The 22,960-nt window shown below is 59.7% G+C and carries 19 protein-coding genes; 14 read left to right on the top strand and 5 right to left on the bottom strand.

Features of this window, described 5'->3' with window-relative positions; all coding sequences use genetic code 11:
- Positions 1 to 316: 316 nt before the first annotated feature.
- The 4 genes from tauA (at position 317) to tauD (ending at position 3,922) form a co-directional block, all read left to right on the top strand.
- Positions 317 to 1,294 carry a taurine ABC transporter substrate-binding protein gene (gene tauA, locus CKW17_RS24460; protein ID WP_095122224.1) on the top strand — a complete coding sequence of 326 codons (978 nt, stop codon included), beginning with the start codon at positions 317 to 319 and terminating at the stop codon, positions 1,292 to 1,294.
- A 16-nt stretch (positions 1,295 to 1,310) separates the two neighbouring features.
- Positions 1,311 to 2,105 carry a taurine ABC transporter ATP-binding subunit gene (gene tauB / locus CKW17_RS24465; protein WP_095122225.1) on the top strand — a complete coding sequence of 265 codons (795 nt, stop codon included), beginning with the start codon at positions 1,311 to 1,313 and terminating at the stop codon, positions 2,103 to 2,105.
- On the top strand, positions 2,102 to 2,941 hold the full coding sequence (gene tauC / locus CKW17_RS24470) for a taurine ABC transporter permease TauC (protein ID WP_095122226.1): 840 nt from the start codon (positions 2,102 to 2,104) through the stop codon (positions 2,939 to 2,941). Before tauB ends, tauC begins: the two co-directional genes overlap by 4 nt.
- A 138-nt stretch (positions 2,942 to 3,079) precedes the next feature.
- Positions 3,080 to 3,922 (top strand): taurine dioxygenase, encoded by an 843-nt coding sequence (gene tauD, locus CKW17_RS24475; protein ID WP_095122227.1) that lies wholly within the window; start codon positions 3,080 to 3,082, stop codon positions 3,920 to 3,922.
- 209 nt (positions 3,923 to 4,131) lie between these two features.
- On the opposite strand, the gene mgrA is transcribed toward tauD, so the two are convergent.
- The 3 genes from mgrA to CKW17_RS24490 form a co-directional block, all read right to left on the bottom strand.
- Positions 4,132 to 5,169 (bottom strand): L-glyceraldehyde 3-phosphate reductase, encoded by a 1,038-nt coding sequence (gene mgrA / locus CKW17_RS24480; protein ID WP_007917913.1) that lies wholly within the window; start codon positions 5,167 to 5,169, stop codon positions 4,132 to 4,134.
- 109 nt (positions 5,170 to 5,278) lie between these two features.
- Positions 5,279 to 6,598: an LLM class flavin-dependent oxidoreductase gene (locus CKW17_RS24485; protein ID WP_095122228.1), complete on the bottom strand. Its 1,320-nt coding sequence runs from the start codon at positions 6,596 to 6,598 to the stop codon at positions 5,279 to 5,281.
- 1 nt (position 6,599) lies between these two features.
- A complete protein-coding gene (locus tag CKW17_RS24490) occupies positions 6,600 to 8,825 on the bottom strand; it encodes a TonB-dependent receptor (protein WP_095122230.1) in 2,226 nt (741 codons plus the stop codon).
- 205 nt (positions 8,826 to 9,030) lie between these two features.
- Between CKW17_RS24490 and CKW17_RS24495 the strand changes: the two genes are divergently transcribed.
- Positions 9,031 to 10,068, top strand: coding sequence for a LacI family DNA-binding transcriptional regulator (locus CKW17_RS24495; protein ID WP_095122231.1), 1,038 nt, complete (start codon positions 9,031 to 9,033; stop codon positions 10,066 to 10,068).
- A gap of 189 nt (positions 10,069 to 10,257) precedes the next feature.
- Complete coding sequence (locus CKW17_RS24500; RefSeq protein WP_095122232.1) at positions 10,258 to 10,518, top strand: hypothetical protein; 261 nt, start codon at positions 10,258 to 10,260, stop codon at positions 10,516 to 10,518.
- Positions 10,519 to 10,542: 24 nt separating this feature from the next.
- Here CKW17_RS24500 and betT read toward each other — a convergent pair whose 3' ends face one another.
- Both betT and epsC read right to left on the bottom strand, forming a co-directional pair.
- Positions 10,543 to 12,504: a choline transporter BetT gene (gene betT, locus CKW17_RS24505; RefSeq protein ID WP_176470116.1), complete on the bottom strand. Its 1,962-nt coding sequence runs from the start codon at positions 12,502 to 12,504 to the stop codon at positions 10,543 to 10,545.
- 467 nt (positions 12,505 to 12,971) lie between these two features.
- Positions 12,972 to 13,898 carry a serine O-acetyltransferase EpsC gene (gene epsC / locus CKW17_RS24510; protein ID WP_095122234.1) on the bottom strand — a complete coding sequence of 309 codons (927 nt, stop codon included), beginning with the start codon at positions 13,896 to 13,898 and terminating at the stop codon, positions 12,972 to 12,974.
- A gap of 190 nt (positions 13,899 to 14,088) precedes the next feature.
- On the opposite strand from epsC, the gene CKW17_RS24515 reads away from it, so the two are divergent.
- From CKW17_RS24515 to CKW17_RS24550, 8 genes are all read left to right on the top strand, one after another.
- A complete protein-coding gene (locus CKW17_RS24515; RefSeq protein WP_095122235.1) occupies positions 14,089 to 15,081 on the top strand; it encodes a D-cysteine desulfhydrase in 993 nt (330 codons plus the stop codon).
- A 285-nt stretch (positions 15,082 to 15,366) separates the two neighbouring features.
- Positions 15,367 to 16,167: a cystine ABC transporter substrate-binding protein gene (gene tcyJ / locus CKW17_RS24520; protein WP_095122237.1), complete on the top strand. Its 801-nt coding sequence runs from the start codon at positions 15,367 to 15,369 to the stop codon at positions 16,165 to 16,167.
- The gene (tcyL, locus tag CKW17_RS24525) at positions 16,167 to 16,832 is read left to right on the top strand and encodes a cystine ABC transporter permease (protein WP_007918741.1); all 666 of its coding nucleotides are present in this window, start codon (positions 16,167 to 16,169) and stop codon (positions 16,830 to 16,832) included. The genes tcyJ and tcyL overlap by 1 nt, the downstream gene beginning before the upstream one ends.
- A 4-nt stretch (positions 16,833 to 16,836) precedes the next feature.
- On the top strand, positions 16,837 to 17,586 hold the full coding sequence (tcyN, locus tag CKW17_RS24530; protein WP_095122238.1) for an L-cystine ABC transporter ATP-binding protein TcyN: 750 nt from the start codon (positions 16,837 to 16,839) through the stop codon (positions 17,584 to 17,586).
- Between the two features lie 473 nt (positions 17,587 to 18,059).
- Positions 18,060 to 18,824, top strand: coding sequence for a hypothetical protein (locus tag CKW17_RS24535; protein WP_095122239.1), 765 nt, complete (start codon positions 18,060 to 18,062; stop codon positions 18,822 to 18,824).
- Positions 18,825 to 19,092: 268 nt separating this feature from the next.
- On the top strand, positions 19,093 to 20,334 hold the full coding sequence (locus CKW17_RS24540; RefSeq protein ID WP_007918734.1) for an SfnB family sulfur acquisition oxidoreductase: 1,242 nt from the start codon (positions 19,093 to 19,095) through the stop codon (positions 20,332 to 20,334).
- A 23-nt stretch (positions 20,335 to 20,357) separates the two neighbouring features.
- Positions 20,358 to 21,551, top strand: a complete 1,194-nt coding sequence (locus CKW17_RS24545) for an SfnB family sulfur acquisition oxidoreductase (RefSeq protein WP_095122240.1) — start codon at positions 20,358 to 20,360, stop codon at positions 21,549 to 21,551.
- Positions 21,551 to 22,909: an LLM class flavin-dependent oxidoreductase gene (locus CKW17_RS24550; protein ID WP_095122241.1), complete on the top strand. Its 1,359-nt coding sequence runs from the start codon at positions 21,551 to 21,553 to the stop codon at positions 22,907 to 22,909. The genes CKW17_RS24545 and CKW17_RS24550 overlap by 1 nt, the downstream gene beginning before the upstream one ends.
- The last annotated feature ends 51 nt before the right edge of the window (positions 22,910 to 22,960 follow it).

Raw genomic sequence — 22,960 nt, forward strand, 5'->3', positions numbered from 1 at the left:
ATCCAAAACCAGGCAAGCCGCATCCCGTTTGAAATCTGTCGAAAAATATCGTCTGGTCAAATCACACCTCGTCGTTGGGCGTAGATTAACGCCCTTTAGGGGTGTCCAGAATCATTAAGCCAGATCAGTTTCGGGAGGGCTGGGGTGAGGGGGCAAAGATCTAACGTCGAACGCAAGATCCGAAATATCCACAATCCCCCGCGCCTTAGATTTTTCCGCTCATAAGCTCATTCTAAAAAGTTATTTATTTACCGATTCTTAGATCATTTAGTCTCCTTTCACGCCGACGCTCGGTCGCCTGATATGGAGCTCTTCAATGAAACTGAATTTCCCGCTTCGCCTGCTCGCCGTGGCCTCCCTGGCTGCCGCGAGTTTTCTGGCTCAGGCCGCCGACCTCACCGTCGCCTACCAAACCACCGTTGACCCAGCGAAAGTCGCTCAGGCCGACGGCGCTTATGAAAAAGCCACCAAGGCCGACATCAACTGGCGCAAATTCGACAACGGCGCCGACATCATCGCCGCCATCGCCTCCGGTGATGTGCAGATCGGCTACCTCGGTTCGAGCCCGCTGACCGCCGCGATCACCCGCAAAGTCCCGGTCGAAACTTTCCTCATCGCCACGCAGATCGGCGCCGCTGAAGCACTGGTCGCCCGTGACGGTTCCGGCATCAAGACCCCGCAGGATCTGATCGGCAAGAAAATCGCCGTGCCGTTCGTATCGACCGGTCACTACAGCCTGCTCGCGGCGCTGAAGCACTGGAACATCGCCCCATCGAAAGTCACCGTGCTCAACCTCGCGCCGCCAGCGATCATCGCCGCGTGGAAACGCGGTGACATCGACGCCACTTACGTGTGGGATCCGGCACTCGGTGTCGCCAAAGAAAACGGCAAAGTGCTGATCACTTCCGGCGAGCTGGCCAAGTTCGGCGCGCCGACCTTCGATGCGTGGATCGTGCGCAAAGACTTCGCCGAGAAGCACCCGGAAATCGTCACCGCGTTCGCCAAGGTCACCCTCGACGCCTACGCCGATTACCGCAAAGACCCGAAAGCCTGGCTCGCCGATCAGTCCAACGTCGACAAGCTGGTGAAACTCTCCGGTGCCAAGGCCAGCGACATCCCATTGCTGCTGCAGGGCAACGTCTACCCGCTGGCGGCTGATCAGGTCGTCAGCCTCGGCGCGCCGACCACCAAAGCCATCACCGACACCGCCGCGTTCCTCAAGGAGCAAGGCAAGGTCGAAGCCGTTCTGCCGGACTACGCGCCGTACGTCAGCGCCAAATTCATCACCAACTGATCGGGAGTTAACTGCGATGGCCTTGCTACAGCTGGAGCGCATCAGCGCACAGTACCCGGGCAGCCCGGAACCGGTGCTGGCGGATATTTCTCTGACCCTGGGGCCTCAGCAATTGCTGGTCGCCCTCGGCCCGTCCGGCAGTGGCAAGACTTCGCTGTTGAACCTGATTGCCGGTTTCGTCGAACCGAGCGCCGGGCGCATCACCCTCGACGGCGTGCCGGTCAAAGGCCCGAGCGCCGAACGTGGCGTGGTGTTCCAGGATGACGCGTTACTGCCTTGGCAGGATGTGTTGGCCAACGTCGGTTTCGGTCTCGAACTGGCCGGGGTCGCCAAGGACAAACGCGAAAAAATCGCCCGTGAAATGCTCGCGCTGGTCGATCTTTCCGGTTTCGAAAGCCGTCGTATCTGGCAACTCTCCGGTGGTCAGAAGCAGCGTGTCGGCCTCGCCCGCGCCCTCGCCGCTGATCCGCGTGTATTGCTGATGGACGAGCCCTTCGGCGCGCTCGACGCGTTCACCCGCGAACAGATGCAGGAGCTGTTGCTGCAAGTCTGGCAGCGCACGGCCAAGCCGGTTTTCCTGATTACCCACGACATTGAAGAAGCGGTGTTCCTCGCCACTGACCTGATTCTGCTCGCGCCGAATCCGGGGCAGATCGTTGAGCGCCTGCATCTGGACTTCGGTCAGCGTTACGCCGCCGGTGAGTCCGCCCGCGCGATCAAATCCGATCCGCGTTTTATCGAAACCCGCGAACACGTGCTGAGCAAAGTGTTCTCGCAACGCGGTGCAATTCAACGGCAGGAGCGCGCATGAGTAGTTACGACGTTTCTTCGGCTGCGGTAAAACCGGTCAGCGCTTCGGCGGCGATTCCCGTACGCCGCAGCCTCAGCACACGCTGGATCAGCTTGCTGACGCTGCTTGCCTTGTTGGCGATCTGGTGGGCAGTGACCGCCACCGGTTTGATCGAACCGCTGTTCCTGCCGCCACCGTCCGCCGTGCTGCAAAAGGGCTGGTTGCTGGCGACTACCGGGTACATGGATTCGACGCTGTGGCAGCACCTCGGCGCAAGCCTTAGCCGCATCGGTCTGGGCCTCGGTTTTGCGATTCTGACCGCCGTACCGGTGGGCATTGCCATCGGCGCCAACCGCATCGCCCGTGGCGTGCTCGATCCGCTGATCGAGTTCTACCGCCCGATTCCACCGCTGGCTTATCTGCCGTTGATCGTGATCTGGTGCGGCATCGGTGAGTTGTCGAAAGTGCTGCTGATTTATCTGGCGATTTTCGCGCCGATTGCCATCGCTACCGCCACCGGTGTGCGCACGGTTGATCCTGCGAAATTGCGTGCCGCGCAGTCGCTCGGCGCGACTCGCGTGCAGCTGATTCGTCATGTGATTTTGCCGAGCGCGTTGCCGGACATTTTGACGGGCGTGCGCATTGGTCTGGGGGTTGGCTGGTCGACGCTGGTTGCGGCCGAACTGATTGCTGCCACCAGTGGCTTGGGCTTCATGGTGCAGTCGGCCGCGCAATTCCTGGTCACCGATGTGGTGGTGCTGGGGATTCTGGTCATCGCCCTGATCGCCTTCGCCATGGAAATGGGCCTGCGCGCCCTGCAACGCAAACTGGTGCCATGGCACGGCCAGGCCCACTAAAGCATTTTTTGAATCCCCCTGTAGGAGCTGCCGAAGGCTGCGATCTTTTGATCTTGTTTTTAAAAAGATCAAGATCAAAAGATCGCAGCCTTCGGCAGCTCCTACATAGGGTGATGACCGCAATTGAAGAGAAAGACCATGAGCAGCCTCAACATCACCCCATTAAGCTCGGCCCTCGGCGCGCAGATCAGCGGCGTCGACATCAGTCAGCCGCTGAGCCTGGAACACCGCGACGCCATCGAACAGGCGCTGCTCAAGTATCAAGTACTGTTCTTCCGCAACCAGCCAATCGAGCCGTCACAACAGGCACGTTTCGCTGCGTATTTCGGTGATCTGCACATCCACCCGATCTACCCGAACGTACCGGAACAACCGGAAGTGCTGATCCTCGACACCGCCGTCACCGACGTGCGTGACAACGCGATCTGGCACACCGACGTGACCTTCCTGCCGACCCCTGCGATGGGCGCGGTGCTCAGCGCCAAGTTGCTGCCGGAGTTTGGTGGCGACACGCTGTGGGCCAGCGGCATTGCCGCGTATGAAGCGCTGTCGGCGCCGCTGAAAGGTTTGCTTGAAGGGCTGACTGCGACCCACGATTTCACTCGCTCGTTTCCGCTGGAGCGCTATGGCAACACGCCTGAAGCATTGGCGCAGTGGGAAGAGGCACGACGCAAGAATCCACCGCTGTCGCACCCGGTGATTCGTACGCACCCGGTCAGCGGGCGGCGGTCGTTGTTCGTCAATGAAGGCTTCACGTCGAAGATCAATGAGCTGTCGGAAACCGAGAGCGAGGCGATTCTGAAGTTTCTCTTCGCTCATGCGACGCGGCCGGAATTCACCATTCGCTGGCGCTGGCAGCCGGACGATATTGCGTTCTGGGATAACCGCGTGACACAGCATTACGCAGTGGATGATTACCGCCCGGCGCGACGGGTGATGCAGCGGGCGACGGTGTTGGGGGATGTGCCGTTTTTTCGTTGAGCCTTGAACAGCAAAAGCCCCTCACCCTAACCCTCTCCCCGAGGGAGAGGGGACTGACCGAGGTGTTTGTACGAGCTACATCGACCTGAAATGTCGGGTTGAATTCAAGTTTTGAAAAGCATGAAGATCTGCTCCCTTTCCCCCTCGCCCCCCTGGGGGAGAGGGCTGGGGTGAGGGGGTTGGATCTTGCTGACCCAACCCAATCTTCATCACTCCGCCGTCGAGGGCTTCTCCCAAAGATTGATCCCGCCCTCTTGGGCAAACCGGTCAATCTCCGCCAGCTCTTCCGCGCTGAAACTCAAATTTTTCAACGCCCCTACGTTCTCGATAATCTGCTCCGGCCGGCTCGCACCAATCAGCGCCGAAGTCACCCGCGGATCGCGCAGCGTCCACGCCAGCGCCAGTTGCGCCAGGCTCTGACCGCGACGCTTGGCAATTTCATTCAACGCCCGCACATGAGCAATGTTGGCCTCGGACAAGTGCGAAGCCTGCAACGAACCACCGCCAGGACGATTGACCCGCGCATCCGCCGGCACGCCGTTGAGGTATTTGTCGGTGAGCAGACCTTGCGCCAGCGGCGTGAAAGCGATCACGCCAGTACCGAGTTCATCGGTGGTATCGAGCAGGTCTTTTTCCACCCAGCGATTGAGCAAGTTGTAGGCCGGCTGATGAATCAGCAACGGCACTTTCCACTCTTTGAGCAGCGCAGCGATCTCGCGGGTTTTCACCCCGGAATACGACGAGATACCGATGTACAACGCCTTGCCCTGTTGCACCGCAGTGGCGAGGGCGCTGGCGGTTTCTTCCAATGGGGTGTCCGGGTCGAAGCGGTGCGAATAGAAGATATCCACATAGTCGAGACCCAGGCGTTGCAGGCTCTGGTCGAGGCTGGCCAACACGTATTTGCGCGAGCCGCCGCCCTGACCGTAAGGGCCGGGCCACATGTCCCAACCGGCCTTGCTGGAGATGATCAGCTCATCGCGGTATTGCTTGAAGTCTTCGCGCAGCAGACGGCCGAAATTGATCTCGGCACTGCCGTACGGCGGGCCGTAGTTGTTGGCCAGGTCGAAGTGGTTGATGCCCAGATCGAACGCGGTGCGCAGCAAGGCGCGCTGGGTGTCGATCGGCGTGCTGTCGCCGAAGTTGTGCCACAGGCCCAGCGACAGCGCCGGCAGCACCAGACCGCTGCGCCCGACGCGGCGGTAAGGGATGGAGTCGTAGCGGTTTTCGGCAGCGGTGTAAGTCATCGAATCCTCTCTTGTCTGTCTTGAAATGGGTGTCGACTGCTTCGCGAGCAAGCTCGCTCCCACATTGGAATGCAGCCTCCTGTGGGAGCGAGCTTGCTCGCGAAGGGTGTTACGCAAATCGATTGCCGGGTCGAGCCAGGCCCAGGTTCTCACGCAAGGTACGGCCCTCATACTCCGTTCTGAACAACCCACGCCGTTGCAGTTCCGGGACCACGCCATTGGCGAAGTCTTCGAGCCCGCCCGGCAGGTGCGGCACCAGCACGTTGAAGCCGTCAGCCGCGCCCTGTTCGAACCATTCCTGCAAGCGATCAGTGATCTGCTCCGGTGTACCGACCAGGCTGTAATGCCCGCGTCCACCAGCAATCTTGCGACCCAATTGCGCAAGGCTCAGGTTTTCCCGGCCTGCCAATTCAGTCAGCAGTTTCTGCCGGCTCTGCTGGCCGCTTTCGGTTAGCGGCAACTCCGGCAACGGCCCGTCCAGCGGGTACTTCGACAAATCGAAGTTGCCCAGCATACGCCCAAGCAAGGCGACGCCAACCTCGGGTTCGACTAATTGCTGAAACGTTTCATACTTTTCCTGCGCTTCAGCTTCGGTGCCGCCGACGACGACAAAAACCCCGGGCATGATTTTCAACGAATCGGCGCTGCGACCGTGCTGGGGCAAACGCCCTTTGAGGTCGGCGTAAAACGCCTGGGCATTGGCTAAGGAGGTCTGAGCGGTGAACACCACTTCAGCCGTCTGCGCCGCCAACTCACGCCCGGTTTCCGAAGAACCAGCCTGAACGATCACCGGTTGTCCCTGCGGCGAGCGCGCAACGTTCAGCGGGCCTTTGATCCGGAAGTGTTCGCCGACGTGATCCAGCACGTGCAGTTTCGCAGGGTCGTAATACACCCCACTGGCCTTGTCGCGCGCAAACGCATCATCCTCCCAACTGTCCCAAAGCCCGGTGACCACCTGATGAAACTCGCGGGCGCGGCTATAGCGTTCGGCATGGCCAATGTGTTCATCACGACCGAAATTCAGCGCTTCGGCAGCATTGTCCGAGGTCACCAGATTCCACCCCGCACGGCCACCTGACAGGTGATCGAGCGAAGCGAATTTGCGCGCCACGTGATACGGCTCGTTGTAACTGGTGGTCGCCGTGACGATCAGGCCGATGTGCTCGGTCACCGCACTCAGCGCCGAGAGCAGTGTCAGCGGTTCGAAGTGATCAGAGCGCGCCATGCGGCTGGCGATGTCCTGAGTCGGCGCGGCAACACTGTCAGCAACAAACAAGGCATCGAACTTCGCCGCCTCGGCAATCTGCGCCAGCTGTTTGTAATGGGCGAAATCCAGACCCGCATTGGCCGGCACATCAGGATGGCGCCACGCCGCCACGTGGTGCCCGGTGGCCATGAGGAATGCGCCGAGTTTCAACTGTCTGCTCATCTCAGAAGTCCTTGCGCAGTTGCACGCCGAAGTAGCGCTCGTCATCCCGTGGCACGGCGCGATAAATGTAGTTGCCGCCGCTGGCGAGCAATGGCGAATAGGATTTGTCGGTGAGATTCTTGCCCAGCAGCGCCACACGCCAGCCATTGCTGTAATCGGCCAGGGCGACACTGGCGTTCCACAGGCCGTAAGCACCTTGTTTGGTGTCGGGGTTCTGGCTGATGTCGTACTGCACTTCGCTCTGCCAGCTGTAATCGGTGCCCAGTTCGATATCCAGACCGTTATCCAGCGGGATGCTGTAGTCGGCGCGCACGTAGCTTTTCCAGTCAGGGCTGAACGGCAGCGGTTTGCCGTTGACGTTGCACGACGCCGCCGCACCCGCCGGGCAGGCGAATTCGTCGATGCGCGCGCGGGTATAGGCCAGTGCGCCGGACAGTTTCAATTGCTGGGTGGCCTGCAAGGCGTAATCGAGCTCGACACCTTCGGTGCTGACGCTGCCAGCGTTGATCAAACGTGTCACAACCTGGCCGGCGACGGTGTCGAAGAAGTTCGCCTGATAGTTGTCGTACTCGCTGTGGAACACCGCGAGGTTGGTGGTCAGGCGATTGTTCCAGCTCGTCGCTTTGATCCCCGCCTCCCAGGTGTTGGAAGTTTCCGGCTTGAGTGCTTCGGTGTCGCGCGGCTGCATGTTGAAGAACACGTTGTAGGCCGGGCCTTTGTAGCCGCGCGAGTAGGTCAGGTAAGTGGTGACCGTATCACTCAGGTCGTACTGCACGCCGAGGCGACCGGACCAACCGTCTTCGTCCACCGAACCGGAGCTGCTGGTGGCCGGTTGAATGCCGCTGACCGTGGTCGCCGAGGTCGAGACGCGGCGATGATCGTATTCGAGATCATCGTGGGTGTAGCGCAGGCCGGCGATGCCGCGAAAGTCCGAGGTGAAGTTGAGCGTGCTCTCACCGAACACCGCATAGCTGTCGCTGGTGGTGCTGTAATCGGCGACGCCACGGTCGGTGCGCGTGGTGGTGGTCAGCGTGCGCTGATAGGTCTCGTCGTCCTTGCCGTGCATGTAGAACAGGCCGCCGACGTACTCGAGAAATTCACCCTTCGGCGAAGCCAGACGCAGCTCTTGCGAGTATTGATCGAAAGCCAGATCGCCCTTGTCCGCCGTGCCGGGAAACGCTGCGGTCACTGTGCCGAGACGGTCGCCGTCCTGATATTGGGTGTTGTCCCAGCCGCGCCATGCGGTGATCGACGTCAGGGTGTAATCGCCCAGTTGCCAATCGAGTTGGCCGGACAGACCTTTGTTGATGTCCTCGACATGGCTGCGGGTGTCGGTGTTGATATCGCGGTTGTGGCTGCTTGCATTGACCGGACTCAGCGCATTGGTGAAGGCCGGCGTCAGCGACTTGCTGACCACGCCATTGGGGCCGTCGTCGTGGGACTGCATGTAGTCGGCAATCAGGGTGAAAGTGACGTCGTCATTCGGGGTGAATTCGAGTTTGCCGCGCACGCCGCGATGGTTGTAGCCGTTGACCTCCTGACCGTTGTGTTTGTTGTCGACATTGCCGTCGTAGCTGCCGAACAGCGTGCTGATCGAGCCTTTCAACGTGTCCGGAATCAGGCTGCCGCCGATGCCGAATCGGGTGCGACTTTCGTTGCCGCTGTAGTACGACTGATCGATGTAACCGTGGGTCTCGGCGGTGGGTGCCTTGCTGGTGATGTTGAGCACGCCGGCCGAGGCGTTCTTGCCAAACAGCGTGCCTTGCGGCCCGCGCAATACTTCGACGCGTTCCAGATCCAGTAAGTCGAGAGTGGATTGGCCGGGACGCGCGTAGACCACACCATCGATCACCGTCGCCACGGTCGGTTCGACGCCCGGCGAGGTGGAAATCGTGCCGACGCCGCGCACGAACAACGAGGTGTCCTTGTTCGACGCGCCGGTACGGAAATTCAGCGACGGCACTTGCTGCACGATACTGGCCACGCCGTTGCGGTTGTCACGCTCGAGCTGCTCGCCATCGATCACCGAGACCGCCACCGGCACTTTTTGCAGGGACTCTTCGCGGCGTGTGGCAGTGACGGTCACGGATTTGAGTGTTGGCTCCTGATCACTGCTCTCGGCTGCGAATGCGTTAGGCAGCGGCAGTGCCGCCAACCCTGTGAATAACCAGCCCGCCGCACGGATCGATTGCGTCAGTTTGTGTGTCGCCCCAGGAATGTTGTGCATGTTTGCCCGCTCGAAATTGGCCCTTAACCGCTGCCGTTCTGCGACGACAGCGCCTGAATCGGTGTCTTGGGCATTCGCTCGAGCGAGTAGCAGACAGCGCGCTTTGTTAGCGCTACCATCGACAATATTGGCAAGCCGCACATAGAGCGTCCAATACTGAAAAATTACTTTTATATGCGATTTGGTTTTTAAGAAGGATCGAGCCTTGAGCGAAGAAAAACCCCGCAAGCGTCGTGGCGCCGGCCGTGTGACCCTGAATGCCGTGGCGCGTGAGGCCGGGGTTTCGGCGATTACCGTGTCGCGCTATTTCAATCAGCCCGAGCAAGTTTCACCCGAACGCCGCGAGCGGATTGCGGCGGTGGTAGCTGAGTTGGGTTACGTACCGAATCTGGTGGCCGGCGGGCTGGCCTCGGCACGGGGGAAAATCGTCGGGATGGTGATCCCGAACATCTCCGGGCCGATCTTCGCCAATACCATTCAAGGCTTCAGCGACACGCTCAGCCGTCACGGTTATCAACTGTTGCTGGCGTCGAGTTACTTCAGCACCGAGCAGGAAGAAAACGCCGTGCGCGCGTTTCTTGGCTGGTCGCCCGCGGCGCTGGTGCTCACCAGTCACTTTCACAGTGCCGGCACGGAAAAGATGATCGCCGAGGCGGATATTCCAGTGATTGAGACCTGGGATTACCAACCGGATCGTGAGCCGATGCAGATCGGTTTTTCGCATTTTGAAGTGGGCGTGACGGCGGCAAAACATCTGCTGGGAAAAGGCTACCGACGTATCGCCTTCGTGCAGAACAGCGCGCCGGGGGACTTCAGCGCACTGGAGCGCCGCGACGGTTACGCGGCGACCTTGCGCGAATCCGGCCTGGATCCTTGGGTCTATGCCCCTGACGCTGATCGCGCACCATTCGAGGCCGGCAAACAGGCGATGGACGCCCTGATGAACACCACACCGCGCCCCGACGCGATCATCTTCGCCAACGACAACCTCGCCGCCGGCGGCCTGCTCGCCGGGCAACGCGCGGGTTTGAAAATCCCCGAAGACTGCGCCGTTATCGGCTTCGGCGATTACCCGTTCGCCGAGATGCTCCTGCCGAGCCTCAGCACCATCAAACCACCGGCGCTGGAGATCGGTGTACTCGCCGCAACACGCGTGCTGGAAAGCCTTGGCGTGTTGCCGAGCGACGAGGTGCAGCGGCTGAACCTGCTGCAGTGCCAAGTCATCGAACGGGAAAGTACCTGATAAATATGGCGGGGGCTGGATTGGCTATGCTCTAAAGAACACCGAGGTGGCCCCTTCGCGAGCAGGCTCGCTCCCACAAGGATTTCCTGTGTACATGAAATTTATGTCCAGCCGGGATCCATTGTGGGAGCGAGCCTGCTCGCGAAAGCGATCCTTCAGGCAATGCACCTCCACCAGGCAGAACCCGCCATGCACACCGCCATCATCATTTTCTTCGGTCTGATCCTGCTCGCCCTGATGCTCTACATCGGCGAGCGCATCGGCTTTAGCCGCCAGACCATGGCCTACGGCTTCGCCGCGCTGTGGTTGGCGTTAACGGTGATCAATGGTGCGGTGGGGGTGGTGCATGCCGGCCAGTCCGTGGGATCGGAAATAGCCATTGGCAGTGCAGTGTTCGGGGTGCCGGTGGCGGCGATGGTGTTGTTCATGGTGCTGAGCGCCGAGTCGTAAAACGTCCCGGCGCTCAACTGCCAATCAACGCACCAGATGCAGGAACTGCATGTGGCGTTCGTACTGGTCGAGGATGTCGTTGATGATCTGCTCTTTGGTGTAGCCGACCAGATCGTAGTCCTGACTGCCCTCGCTCAGGTGCACTTCGGCGCGGTAGTAGCGACGATTGTTGAGCTGCTTGGAACCCATGCCGCCACGCGCAAACGACGGCGTGAAGTAGCCGCGCATCTGCACCTGATAGATGAACGGATGCGCATCACCATGGCCGATTTCGAGGCTGACGCTGTCATTCGCCGGATCCGGCTGCGTGACCACGTTGAGGCCTTTTTCAACGAACACCGCCGTCACTTCTTCAATTGCCGGGCGTACCGTGGTGTCCATGAAGCGGTACACCTCGTCCCGCGACGGGAAATGCACAGCCTGACTCAAGCGCTGTCGCCAGCCGCCCGTGCCACGCCGCGAACCGGAGACTGGTGCCAGCGAGTGCAGTTGCGCGATCTGCTTCTGCGACTCCAGATAGAACGCCTTGTGCAGGCCCCACATCATCAGCAACAGAATCAGCGAGAACGGCAACGACGTCAGCACCACCGCCGATTTCAGCGCATCAATGCTGCCGGAGAACAACAGCGCACTGGTAATCAGCGCGGTCATCGCGCCCCAGAACACCCGCAGCCATTTCGGCCCGTCTTCGTCCGGGCTACCGCCCTTGGCCGACAACGTCGAGAGCACCACGGTGCCGGAGTCGGCAGACGTGACGAAGAACACAAAGCTGATAAACACCGTCACAGCGATGACGGTTTTGCTCCATGGGTAGGTTTCCAGCAGCAGGTAAATACTCATCGACGGATTGTCGATGGCCGACATGCCCAGCGCGCTCATGCCGTGGTTGAGCACTTGATCGATTGCGCTGTTGCCGAAAATCGACATCCACGCGAGGGTGAAACCGAGCGGAATCAGCAGCACGCCGAAGACGAATTCACGGATGGTCCTGCCACGGGAAATCCGTGCGATGAACAGGCCCACAAACGGCGACCATGCGATCCACCAAGCCCAGTAGAACACTGTCCAGCCACCGAGCCAGTCGCTCGGTTTGTCGTAGGCGTAGAGGTCAAAACTCTTCATCGGCAGGGCGCCGAGGTAGTCGCCAAGGTTCTGGATCAGGGTGTTGAGCAGGTGCTGGGTGGGACCGGCGAACAACACGAACAGCAGCAGCGCACAGGCCAGCAGCATGTTGATGTCGGACATCACCCGCACGCCTTTATCGACGCCGGAGACGGCCACGATGATCGCCGCGCCCATCATCAGCGTAATCAGGCCGACCTGAATCCACTGGGTGTGAGCGATGCCGAACAGGTAGTCGAGACCGGAGTTGAGGTGCAGCACCCCAAAGCCCATGTCGGCACCCAGACCGAACACCGTGGCGATGATCCCGAAGCCGTCCACCGCGTAACCGATCGGGCCGTTGATGCGTTTGCCGATCAGCGGGTACAGCGCCGAGCGCAGGGCCAGTGGCAGATTGTGACGGTAGGCAAAATACGCCAGCGCCATGCCGACGAAAGCGAACACGCCCCAGCCATGCAGGCCCCAGTGCAGAAACAGAATCTGCATCGCCTGACGTGCCGCATCCGCGGTGCCGGCCTCGCCTTGCGGCGGCTGGAGCATATGGGTCAGCGGTTCAGAGACGCAGAAGAAAAACAGCGTGATGCTGATCCCGGCGGCGAACAGCATGCCGGCCCAGGACAGGTAACTGAATTCGGGCTCGTCGTGGTCGGCACCGAGTTTTATCTTGCCGTAGCCGGATAAGGCGGTGACCACCACGAAGACCAGATACAGGGTCATCGCGAGCATGTAGTACCAGCCGACCGTATTGGCCGCCCAGTTTTGCGCTTCCAGCAGCCAGGCACCTGCCTGCTCCGGCATGGCGATGACAACGAGACCAAACAGCAGAATGACCGTCGCGGCGAAGTAGAACACCGGCGGATTCATGCGTACCAGACCGCTGGCGGGGGTAGACGATGCACTCATGAAACGTGCACCTCGAGGGGTTGAAACGTGGCTGAAATGATCGGACTCAGCAAAGGCAAGCCTCCTGTTGTGAGCGGGCAGCGAACCACCGGTTTAACTTGAATGAACGTTCAAGTTAAACATGGATGGGGTGGTAAGGACTAATCGTACGGCTAGGCGGTAGTTTTCCTACGCTAGCTCAAGGATGGGTATGACGCGGGTTTGGGGGGATTCGTTCAACATCCCCTCACCCTAACCCTCTCCCAAAGGGAGAGGGGACTGATTGGGGGATATTTGAGAACTACGCCGACGTGACCCTGCTGTACCGAATCCAGAATCGCCCCGGTGTTTCAGGTCGATGGATAACCCAAAACACCTCGGTCGGCCCCCTCTCCCTCGGGGAGAGGGCTGGGCGGGCGGCGTTCCGATGAGGGTCAGCTTTTAAAGCCCTACTTCTGCGTCCCGTCATCATGCTGCAAATTCGCCTGGGTCAAATTGCACCCCGCCGGCACGCTGCGCGTCAGCCACACATTGCCGCCAATGGTCGAACCCTTGCCAATGGTGATCCGCCCGAGAATCGTCGCCCCGGCATAAATCACCACGTCATCTTCAACGATCGGATGACGCGGATGGCCCTTCTGCAACTGCCCGTCCTCATCCGCCGGGAAGCGTTTGGCACCCAACGTCACCGCCTGATAAATCCGCACGCGCTCACCAATGATCGCGGTCTCGCCGATCACCACGCCCGTGCCGTGATCGATAAAGAAGCTACGGCCGATCTGCGCACCCGGATGGATATCGATACCGGTCGCCGAATGAGCGATTTCCGCGCTGATCCGCGCCAACAACGGCAGCCCGGCGCGATACAAATGGTGCGCCAGGCGATGGTGAATCACCGCCAGAATCCCCGGATAGCACAACAGCACTTCATCAACACTGCGGGCCGCCGGATCACCGTGATAAGCGGCCAGCACATCGGTGTCGAGCAGCGTGCGCAGGCCCGGCAAGGCCAGGGCAAAGTCCTGAATAATCTGAATCGCACGGGCCTCGACTTCGGTGTCAGCCGAAGCGCTGTGGCGGGCGACGTAACGCAGCTCCAGGCGGGTCTGCGCCAACAAGGCATTCAGTGCGACATCAAGGGTATGACCAACGTAGAAATCTTCACTCTCTTCACGCAGATCGACCGGCCCCAAACGCATTGGAAACAGCGCGCCACACAACGCTTCAAGAATCTCCGCCATCGCCGCCCGCGACGGCAACTCGCGACCACCCTGCTCGCCGGACGCCCGGCCGTTCTGTGCCCGCCACTGATCCCGCGCGCTGCGCAGTTGACTGACGATGGTCTGCAATTGCCAATGGCTGGAACGCTCGCTCACGGTAAAGACTCCTCACGGGCGGCCGGACTGTCTGGCCGCGTCAACGGCGACTACTTTACGGCATGGTCACGAGAGCGAATTAAGAACCGATAGTGCTGGCGTCAGTTCATTTGGCTATAAGCGATTGGCGGTTGCCCCTGTAAAAGCGCGTGCCTATAGTCCTTTCATCTTCCTCCGCCAGTACGGACTCATGATCAAACAACAGCTGGACCGCTTTAACCGTCTCGACCTGCTCGGCCACCCGACGCCACTGGAAAAACTCGAACGCCTGTCCGCATGGCTCGGCCGCGAGGTGTACATCAAGCGCGATGACCTGACGCCGCTGGCCATGGGCGGCAACAAACTGCGCAAACTCGAATACCTCGCTGCCGACGCCTTGGCGCAAGGCGCCGACACGCTGATCACCGCCGGTGCGCTGCAGTCGAACCACGTTCGCCAGACCGCCGCACTCGCCGCCAAATTGGGCCTGGGTTGCGTGGCGCTGCTGGAAAACCCATTGGGCACCGACAACAGCAACTACACCGGCAACGGCAACCGCCTGCTGCTGGATCTGTTCGACACCAAAGTCGAACTGGTCGACAACCTCGACAACGCCGACGACCAATTGGCCGCCCTCGCCACACGCCTGCGCAGCAACGGCAAGAAGCCGTATCTGGTGCCGATCGGTGGCTCCAATGCGCTCGGTGCGTTGGGTTATGTGCGCGCCGGTCTGGAGCTGGCCGAGCAGATCAAGGACACCGGCCTGAATTTCGCCGCTGTAGTGTTGGCCTCGGGCAGTGCCGGAACGCACAGCGGTCTGGCATTGGCGTTGAGCGAAGTGTTGCCGCAATTGCCGGTGATTGGCGTGACCGTTTCGCGCAGTGAAGAAGACCAGCGGCCGAAGGTTCAGGGACTTGCCGAGCGTACGGCGGACCTGCTCGGCGTCGAGCTCCCGACCAGTTTCAAGGTTGAGCTGTGGGATGAATATTTTGGCCCGCGTTATGGCGAGCCGAATGCCGGGACGTTGGCGGCAGTGAAATTGCTGGCGAGCCAGGAAGCGCTGTTGCTGGATCCGGTGTACACCGGCAAGGCCATGGCGGGCCTGCTCGATGGCATCGGCCGTCAGCGCTTCAATGAAGGCCCGATCATCTTCCTGCACACCGGTGGGGCGCCAGCGTTGTTCGCCTACAAGGATTTCCTGTAACAGAAGATCAAAAGATCGCAGCCTTCGGCAGCTCCTACAAGTGATCACATGTAGGAGCTGCCGAAGGCTGCGATCTTTTTCCACAGACAATTCATATTCCAATAAAGAATAACATTTCACTTATTAAGTATTTTCAAGTCTAACGCAGACACCTTATAGTCTCGCCGCAGGCGAATTTCGCGAGAGACGCATAAGCTGCTTTAAGGCAGGATAGCGCTGTCGTCGAAATCATAAATTCGCCAACTTTCCTTAAGCGTCTTCCATAAGAAAACACAGGGGCTTGTCATGAATTTTTCCGCACTACGTCGCAATCTGCTGGTGGGTTCGCTGGGCCTGGCGCTGAGCGCCGGTCTGATCGGCCAGGCAGTGGCCGGTGAGCAGTTGCAACAGATCAAGGACAAAGGCGTTATCAACGTCGGCCTGGAAGGCACTTATCCACCGTTCAGCTTCGTCGATGCCGACGGCAAACTGTCCGGTTTCGAAGTCGAGCTTTCCGAAGCCCTGGCACAAAAACTCGGCGTCAAAGCCAAGGTTCAGCCAACCAAGTGGGACGGTATCCTCGCCGCGCTGGAATCCAAGCGTCTGGACGTTGTAGTCAACCAGGTGACCATCTCCGACGAGCGCAAGAAGAAGTATGACTTCTCCGAGCCGTACACCGTTTCCGGGATTCAGGCACTGGTGCTGAAGAGCAAGGAAGCCGCGCTGAACATCAAGACCGCCGCAGACCTGTCCGGCAAGAAAGTCGGCGTAGGCCTGGGCACCAACTACGAACAATGGGTCCGCGCCAACGTGCCGGGTGCCGACGTACGTACTTATGACGATGATCCGACCAAGTTCGCCGACCTGAACAACGGCCGCACCGACGCCATTCTGATCGACCGTCTGGCCGCTCTGGAATACGCCAAGAAAGCGCCGAAAACCGTGGCCGCCGGCGAAGCCTTCTCCCGTCAGGAAGCCGGTATCGCCCTGCGCAAAGGCGAGCCTGAACTGCTGGCTGCCGTGAACAAGGCCCTCGACGAACTGCGTGCCGACGGCACCCTGAAGAAGCTGTCCGAGAAGTACTTCAACGCTGACGTCACTCAATAATGGAAGAAGCTTTCCAACTCGCACTGGACTCCGCGCCCTTCCTGCTCAAGGGCGCGTACTACACGGTAGTCCTCAGCCTCGGCGGCATGTTCTTCGGCTTGCTGCTGGGCTTCGGCCTGGCATTGATGCGCCTGTCGCGTTTCAAATCGGTCAGTTGGCTGGCACGCATCTACGTGTCGTTCTTTCGCGGCACGCCGCTGCTGGTGCAACTGTTCGTGATCTATTACGGCTTGCCGCAATTGGGTCTCGAACTGGATCCGCTGCCAGCGGCGCTGATCGGCTTCTCGCTGAACATGGCTGCTTACGCCTGTGAAATCCTCCGCGCCGCGATCGGCTCGATCGAGCGTGGTCAGTGGGAAGCGGCTGCGAGCATTGGCATGACCCGCGCGCAAACCCTGCGCCGGGCCATCCTGCCGCAAGCGATGCGCACGGCATTGCCGCCGCTGGGCAACAGCTTCATTTCACTGGTCAAAGACACCGCTCTGGCAGCCACCATTCAAGTACCGGAACTGTTCCGTCAGGCGCAGTTGATTACCGCCCGGACTTTCGAAGTCTTCACCATGTATCTTGCCGCCGCGCTGATCTACTGGATTCTGGCCACAGTGCTTTCGCACTTCCAGAACAAGTTGGAAGAGCGGGTCAATCGGCATGACCAGGAGTCCTGACCTGATGATTGTCGTGGAAAAACTGACCAAGCAATTCAAGGGTCAAGTCGTGCTCAACGGCATCGACCTCGAGGTCAAGGAAGGCGAGGTGGTCGCGATCATCGGCCCCAGCGGCTCGGGGAAAACGACGTTCCTGCGTTGCCTGAATTTCCTTGAACAACCCACCAGCGGCCGGATCAAGGTCGGCGATATCGAAATCGATACCAGCCGCCCGCTGAACCAGCAGCAAAGCCTGGTGCGCAATCTGCGCCAGCACGTGGGTTTCGTGTTTCAGAACTTCAACCTGTTCCCGCATCGCACCGCTTTGGAGAACGTCATCGAAGGCCCGATCGTGGTCAAGAAGATGCCGCGCGACGAGGCTGTTGGCCTGGGCAAGAAGCTGCTGGCCAAGGTCGGTCTTGCCGGTAAGGAGGACGCCTATCCGCGTCGCCTGTCCGGAGGTCAGCAACAGCGCGTAGCGATTGCCCGAGCGCTGGCGATGGAGCCGGAAGTGATCCTGTTCGACGAGCCGACTTCGGCTCTCGATCCGGAACTGGTCGGTGAAGTGCTGGCGACCATTCGAGGCCTGGCGGAAGAGAAACGCACCATGGTGATTGTCACTCACGAAATGGGTTTTGCTCGCGATGTGGCCAACCGTGTAGTGTTCTTTGACAAAGGTGTGATCGTCGAACAAGGCGACGCCAAGGCATTGTTTGCCAATCCGAAAGAACAACGCACTAAACAGTTTCTCAGCAAGTTTCTGAATCACGCCTGAAAACTTTCATTGCACCATCGAAAACTTCCACGGATGGAAGTTATCCCTATACAACTTCAGCATCAACCAACACCCTACCTGAACAAAACTTATCAGAAGCGCTACATATATATGTTCTGCAACAGATAATACCCGCCTGTCTTCCTCTCCGACCGACCTGCCCGTGCTCGAATAAACCTTGCGCAAAAACCGGCAAAAAGCCCGAGGCACCGTGGCTTATTTCACTTATAGGTCTAGGCAAGAAGTCATAGTTACGTAGGAAACTTCTGATTAATTCGTAATCCACGAATTAACTAATATCGTCTATTGACAGCTTATCCCGCGCACTCTTATCTAGTCGGCAACCGGCACCACTTAGTTCAAACAACCCGTATTCAACTTGAATAAAAGTTCAAAGCTTTATTGCCAGTTTATTCATGTCTTTTGTTCTTCCAGAAACGGACTTCGCTGCAAGGCTTCAAGGAGAGAAATCGATGACCCGCACTTCGCATACCCCCGAACTGGCAGCGCCGATCCTGGCGCCTGCGCAAAAAACCGGCATCAATCTGAGCGCCGCCGCACATTTTCTGGTCGAGGTCTCGCCCTACCCCGATATGGACAGCGGAGACCTCATCGAGCTGTTCTGGAACAAATGCTATGTCGCCTCCAGGGTGCTGACGGCCGATGACGTCGGCACAGCGGTACGCCTGCGGGTGCCGGAGAGTTTCATCGTCAGCGGCACCGCGCGCATTCACTATCGGGTGATGCAGGTCGGTCAGGGTCCGGCGCTGTCGGCAGCGACGCGCGTGCAGGTCAAACTGGACTGCCCCGGAGGGCAACCCTCGGCGCTGAGCGCAGACGAAAACCAGCAATTGGCCCCCGTGACCATTCCCGACGCTATTCGCCGCCAGGGCGTGAATCCGAACCAGATCAAACGCGGCGTGCCGCTGACTATCGAGCCGTACCTGAACATGGCTGAAGACGACGCCATCACCTTGCGCTGGGGTGATGTGCGCATGGATCTGGCGCCGATCACTGTCGCGGATATCGGCTTGCCGATTCAGGTCTGGGTACCGCCAGCGGTGATTGTCGAAGCGGGTGAGGATCTGCGGCTGGACGTGACTTATTGCGTCATTGACCGAGTCGGCAATAACTCGCGTTGGGCACCGCCCCGCACCTTGAAGATCGGCTGTGTAAATCCTTATCTGAAGGTCCCTCTGAGGCAGGATCTCAAGGCGGCCGAATCGCGCAAAGTCTGATGCGCTTTGGTGGTGGCGGGGGCTCAGCCCCCTCTCCTGAAAATTCTTAACCAGCCCGACCATCACCCCTTCTATACATATTCCTAAAAGTTAGTTTATTTAATATTTATACACGCTTAGGGTATATGAACCGGACCACCGGACATTCTTTCGTTCGCCGCACTCTTGCGGCGTTTTTCATGAGATGTGAGGTAGGTAGTATGGTCCGGAACACAATCACCCCAGTGCAGATCGCCAGGGCATTGCGTGCAGCCAAGGAGCGGCACTGATGTCCAGTCTGGCAGACGCAAACGTCCAGTCGGATCTGGACATCGCCCCACTGTTGTTGCCCGCGCAGGTCTTGCGCAACGACGCCCAAGCCATCAAGGCTGCCCATGAGCTGGCGCAAGTCGCCCGCGTGCAGGCCGCCAAACGCGACCGCCAGCGCAAGTTGCCGTGGTCGGAAATCGAGCAGTTCACCCGCAGCGGATTAGGCAGCATCGCCATCCCGCGCGAATACGGTGGCCCGCAGGTTTCCTTTGTCACTTTGGCCGAAGTGTTCGCGATCATTTCCGCCGCCGACCCGGCGCTGGGGCAGATCCCGCAGAACCAGTTCGGCATCATCAATCTGGTGCTCGGTAGCGCCACCGAGGAGCAGAAAAAGCAGCTGTTCCAAAGTGTTCTGGAAGGCTGGCGCATCGGCAATGCCGGCCCGGAACGTGGCACCAAAAACACGTTGGAGCTGAAAGCGCGAATCACCGCCGACGGCGACGATTACGTGATCAATGGCCAGAAGTTCTACTCCACCGGCGCGCTGTTTGCGCACTGGGTCGCGGTCAAGGCACTCAACGATGACGGCAAGCAAGTGCTGGCCTTCGTTCGTCGCGGCACGCCGGGCCTGCGCATCGTTGATGACTGGTCAGGCTTCGGTCAGCGCACCACCGCCAGCGGCACGATTCTGCTGAACAACGTGCGCGTCGAGTCGAGCCTGGTCGTCGACAACTGGAAGATCAACGAAACCCCGAACACCCAAGGCGCGGTGTCGCAGCTGATTCAAGCCGCGATCGACGCTGGTATCGCCCGTGGCGCCATTGACGACGCCATCGAGTTCGTCAAAACCCGCGCACGGCCATGGATCGACGCCAAGGTTGATCGCGCCAGCGATGACCTCTATGTGATCGCTGACATCGGCAAACTGAAAATCGAACTGCACGCCGCCGAAGCACTGTTGCGCAAGGCCGGCAAGGTGCTCGATCAAGTGCACGCCGCGCCGCTCACCGCCGAGTCCGCCGCCCGCGCTTCGATCGCCGTGGCCGAGGCGAAAGTGCTGACCACCGAGATCTCGCTGCTGGCCAGCGAAAAGCTTTTCGAACTGGCCGGCAGCCGCGCGACCCTCGCCGAATTCAACCTCGACCGTCACTGGCGCAACGCCCGGGTGCATACCCTGCACGACCCGGTGCGCTGGAAGTATCACGCGGTCGGCGCCTATCGCCTCAACGGCACTTTACCTGCTCGCCATTCCTGGATCTGACGACCAGACATCTGGAGAAACCTATGACTTTTTCCCATCACGTCGCGGTCATCACCAGCGATGAGCAAGCGCTGATCGTCGCCAGCGATCTGGCCGAAGATTTCAAACGCGACAGCGCCCTGCGCGACCGTGAACGTCGCTTGCCACTGCCGGAACTCGATGTATTTTCCCGCTCCGGCCTATGGGGCATCAGCGTGCCCAAGGAATACGGCGGCGCTGGCGTGTCCAACGTCACCCTGGCCAAAGTCATTGCGCTGATCGCCCAGGCTGACGGCTCGCTCGGGCAGATTCCGCAGAACCATTTCTACGCACTGGAAGTGCTGCGGGTGAATGGCAGCCAAGCGCAGAAACAACGGCTCTACGCCGAGGTTCTCGCCGGCCAACGGTTCGGCAATGCCTTGGCAGAACTGGGCACCAAAACCGCCCACGACCGCGTCACCAGCCTCAAGCGCGAAGGTGATGGGTATCGCATCAACGGCCGCAAGTTTTATTCAACCGGTGCGATCTACGCGCAACGCATTCCGACTTCGGTTGTCGATGAAAACGGTGTGCAGCAACTGGCCTTCGTCCCGCGTGACAGCAAAGGCCTGACGGTGATCGACGACTGGAGCGGCTTCGGTCAGCGCACCACCGGCAGCGGCTCCGTAGTGTTCGAAGACGTGTATGTAGCCACCGAAGACGTTTTGCCGTTTCAAAGCGCTTTCGAACGCCCGACCACTGTCGGCCCGTTGGCGCAGATACTTCACGCCGCCATCGACACCGGCATCGCCCGCGCCGCCTACGAAGATGCCCTGCACTTTGTGCGCAGCAAGACCCGGCCATGGATCGATTCCGGCAACGACAAAGCCACCGAAGATCCACTGACACTGAAAAGCTTCGGCCACTTGAGTATCCGCCTGCATGCCACCGAAGCCTTGCTTGAACGGGCCGGCGAATTCCTTGATGCCGCGCAGGCTGAAACCAACGCTGACACGGTTGCGGCGGCCTCGATTGCCGTAGCCGAAGCACGGGCGATCAGCACTGAAATTTCCCTCGCCGCCGGTAGCACCTTGTTCGAACTGGCTGGCAGCCAGGCCACGCTGATTGAACATGGCCTCGACCGTCACTGGCGCAACGCGCGCGTGCACACCCTGCACGACCCGGTGCGCTGGAAGTATCACGCGGTGGGCAATTACTACCTCAATGATGAAAACCCTCCGTTGCGAGGGACGATCTGATGAGCGCCGCGAAAAAGAAGATCCTGCTCAACGCGTTCAACATGAACTGCATCGGCCACATCAACCATGGCCTGTGGACGCATCCGCGTGACACCTCGACGCGCTACAACACCCTCGAATACTGGACGGAACTGGCGCAATTGCTGGAGCGCGGGCTGTTCGACGGCTTGTTCATCGCCGACATCGTTGGTGTGTACGACGTCTATCAGAACTCAGTCGACGTCCCGCTGAAAGAGTCGATCCAGTTGCCGGTCAACGATCCGCTGCTGCTGGTTTCAGCGATGGCTGCCGTGACCAAAAATCTTGGTTTCGGTCTGACCGCGAATCTCACTTATGAGCCGCCGTATCTGTTCGCCCGGCGCATGTCCACGCTCGATCATCTGAGCCGTGGTCGCGTCGGCTGGAACATCGTCACTGGTTACCTCGACAGCGCCGCCAAAGCCATGGGCCTGCGCGAACAAGTCGAGCATGACCGTCGTTACGATCAGGCCGATGAATACCTCGAAGTGCTCTACAAACTCTGGGAAGGCAGTTGGGAAAACGGCGCAGTGCTCAATGACCGCGAGCAGCGCATCTACGCCCAACCGGAAAAGGTCCACAAGGTCGAGCACAAAGGCGAGTTCTATCAGGTCGAGGGTTATCACCTCTGCGAGCCGTCGCCGCAGCGCACGCCTGTGCTGTTTCAGGCCGGCAGCTCCGATCGCGGTTTGCTCTTCGCCGGTCGTCATGCCGAGTGTGTGTTCATCAGCGGCCAGAACAAACCGTCGACCAAGGTTCAAGTCGACAAGGTCCGCGCCAGTGCCGTCGAAGCGGGACGCAACCCTGAAGACATCAAGGTGTTCATGGGCCTGAATGTGATTGTCGGCCCGACCGAAGAGGCTGCATGGGCCAAGCACGCCGAATACCTGAGCTACGCCAGCGCCGAAGCCGGTGTGGCGCATTTTTCCGCCTCCACCGGCATCGATTTTTCCCAGTACGAGATCGACGAACCGATCCAGTACGTGAAGAGCAACGCGATTCAGTCAGCGACGAAAAATCTGCAGAACAACGACTGGACCCGACGCAAGTTGCTTGATCAGCACGCCCTCGGTGGTCGCTACATCACTGTGGTCGGCTCACCTGAGCAAGTCGCGGATGAGCTGGAATCATGGATCGCCGAGACCGGTCTTGATGGGTTCAATTTGACGCGGATTGTTACGCCGGAAAGCTATGTCGATTTCATTGAACTGGTGATTCCCGAGTTGCAGCGGCGCGGGTCGTACAAGACCGCGTACGACAGTGGCAGCCTGCGCGAGAAGCTGTTTCACGGTGCGGCGCAATTGCCCGAGCAACACACAGGCTCCGCGTTTCGCCGCTAAAAGCATCGCGAGCAGGCTCACTCCTACAGGGGAACGCATTCCAAATGTAGG

The organism is Pseudomonas sp. Irchel s3f10, assembly GCF_900187515.1.
GTDB lineage: Bacteria > Pseudomonadota > Gammaproteobacteria > Pseudomonadales > Pseudomonadaceae > Aquipseudomonas > Aquipseudomonas tensinigenes.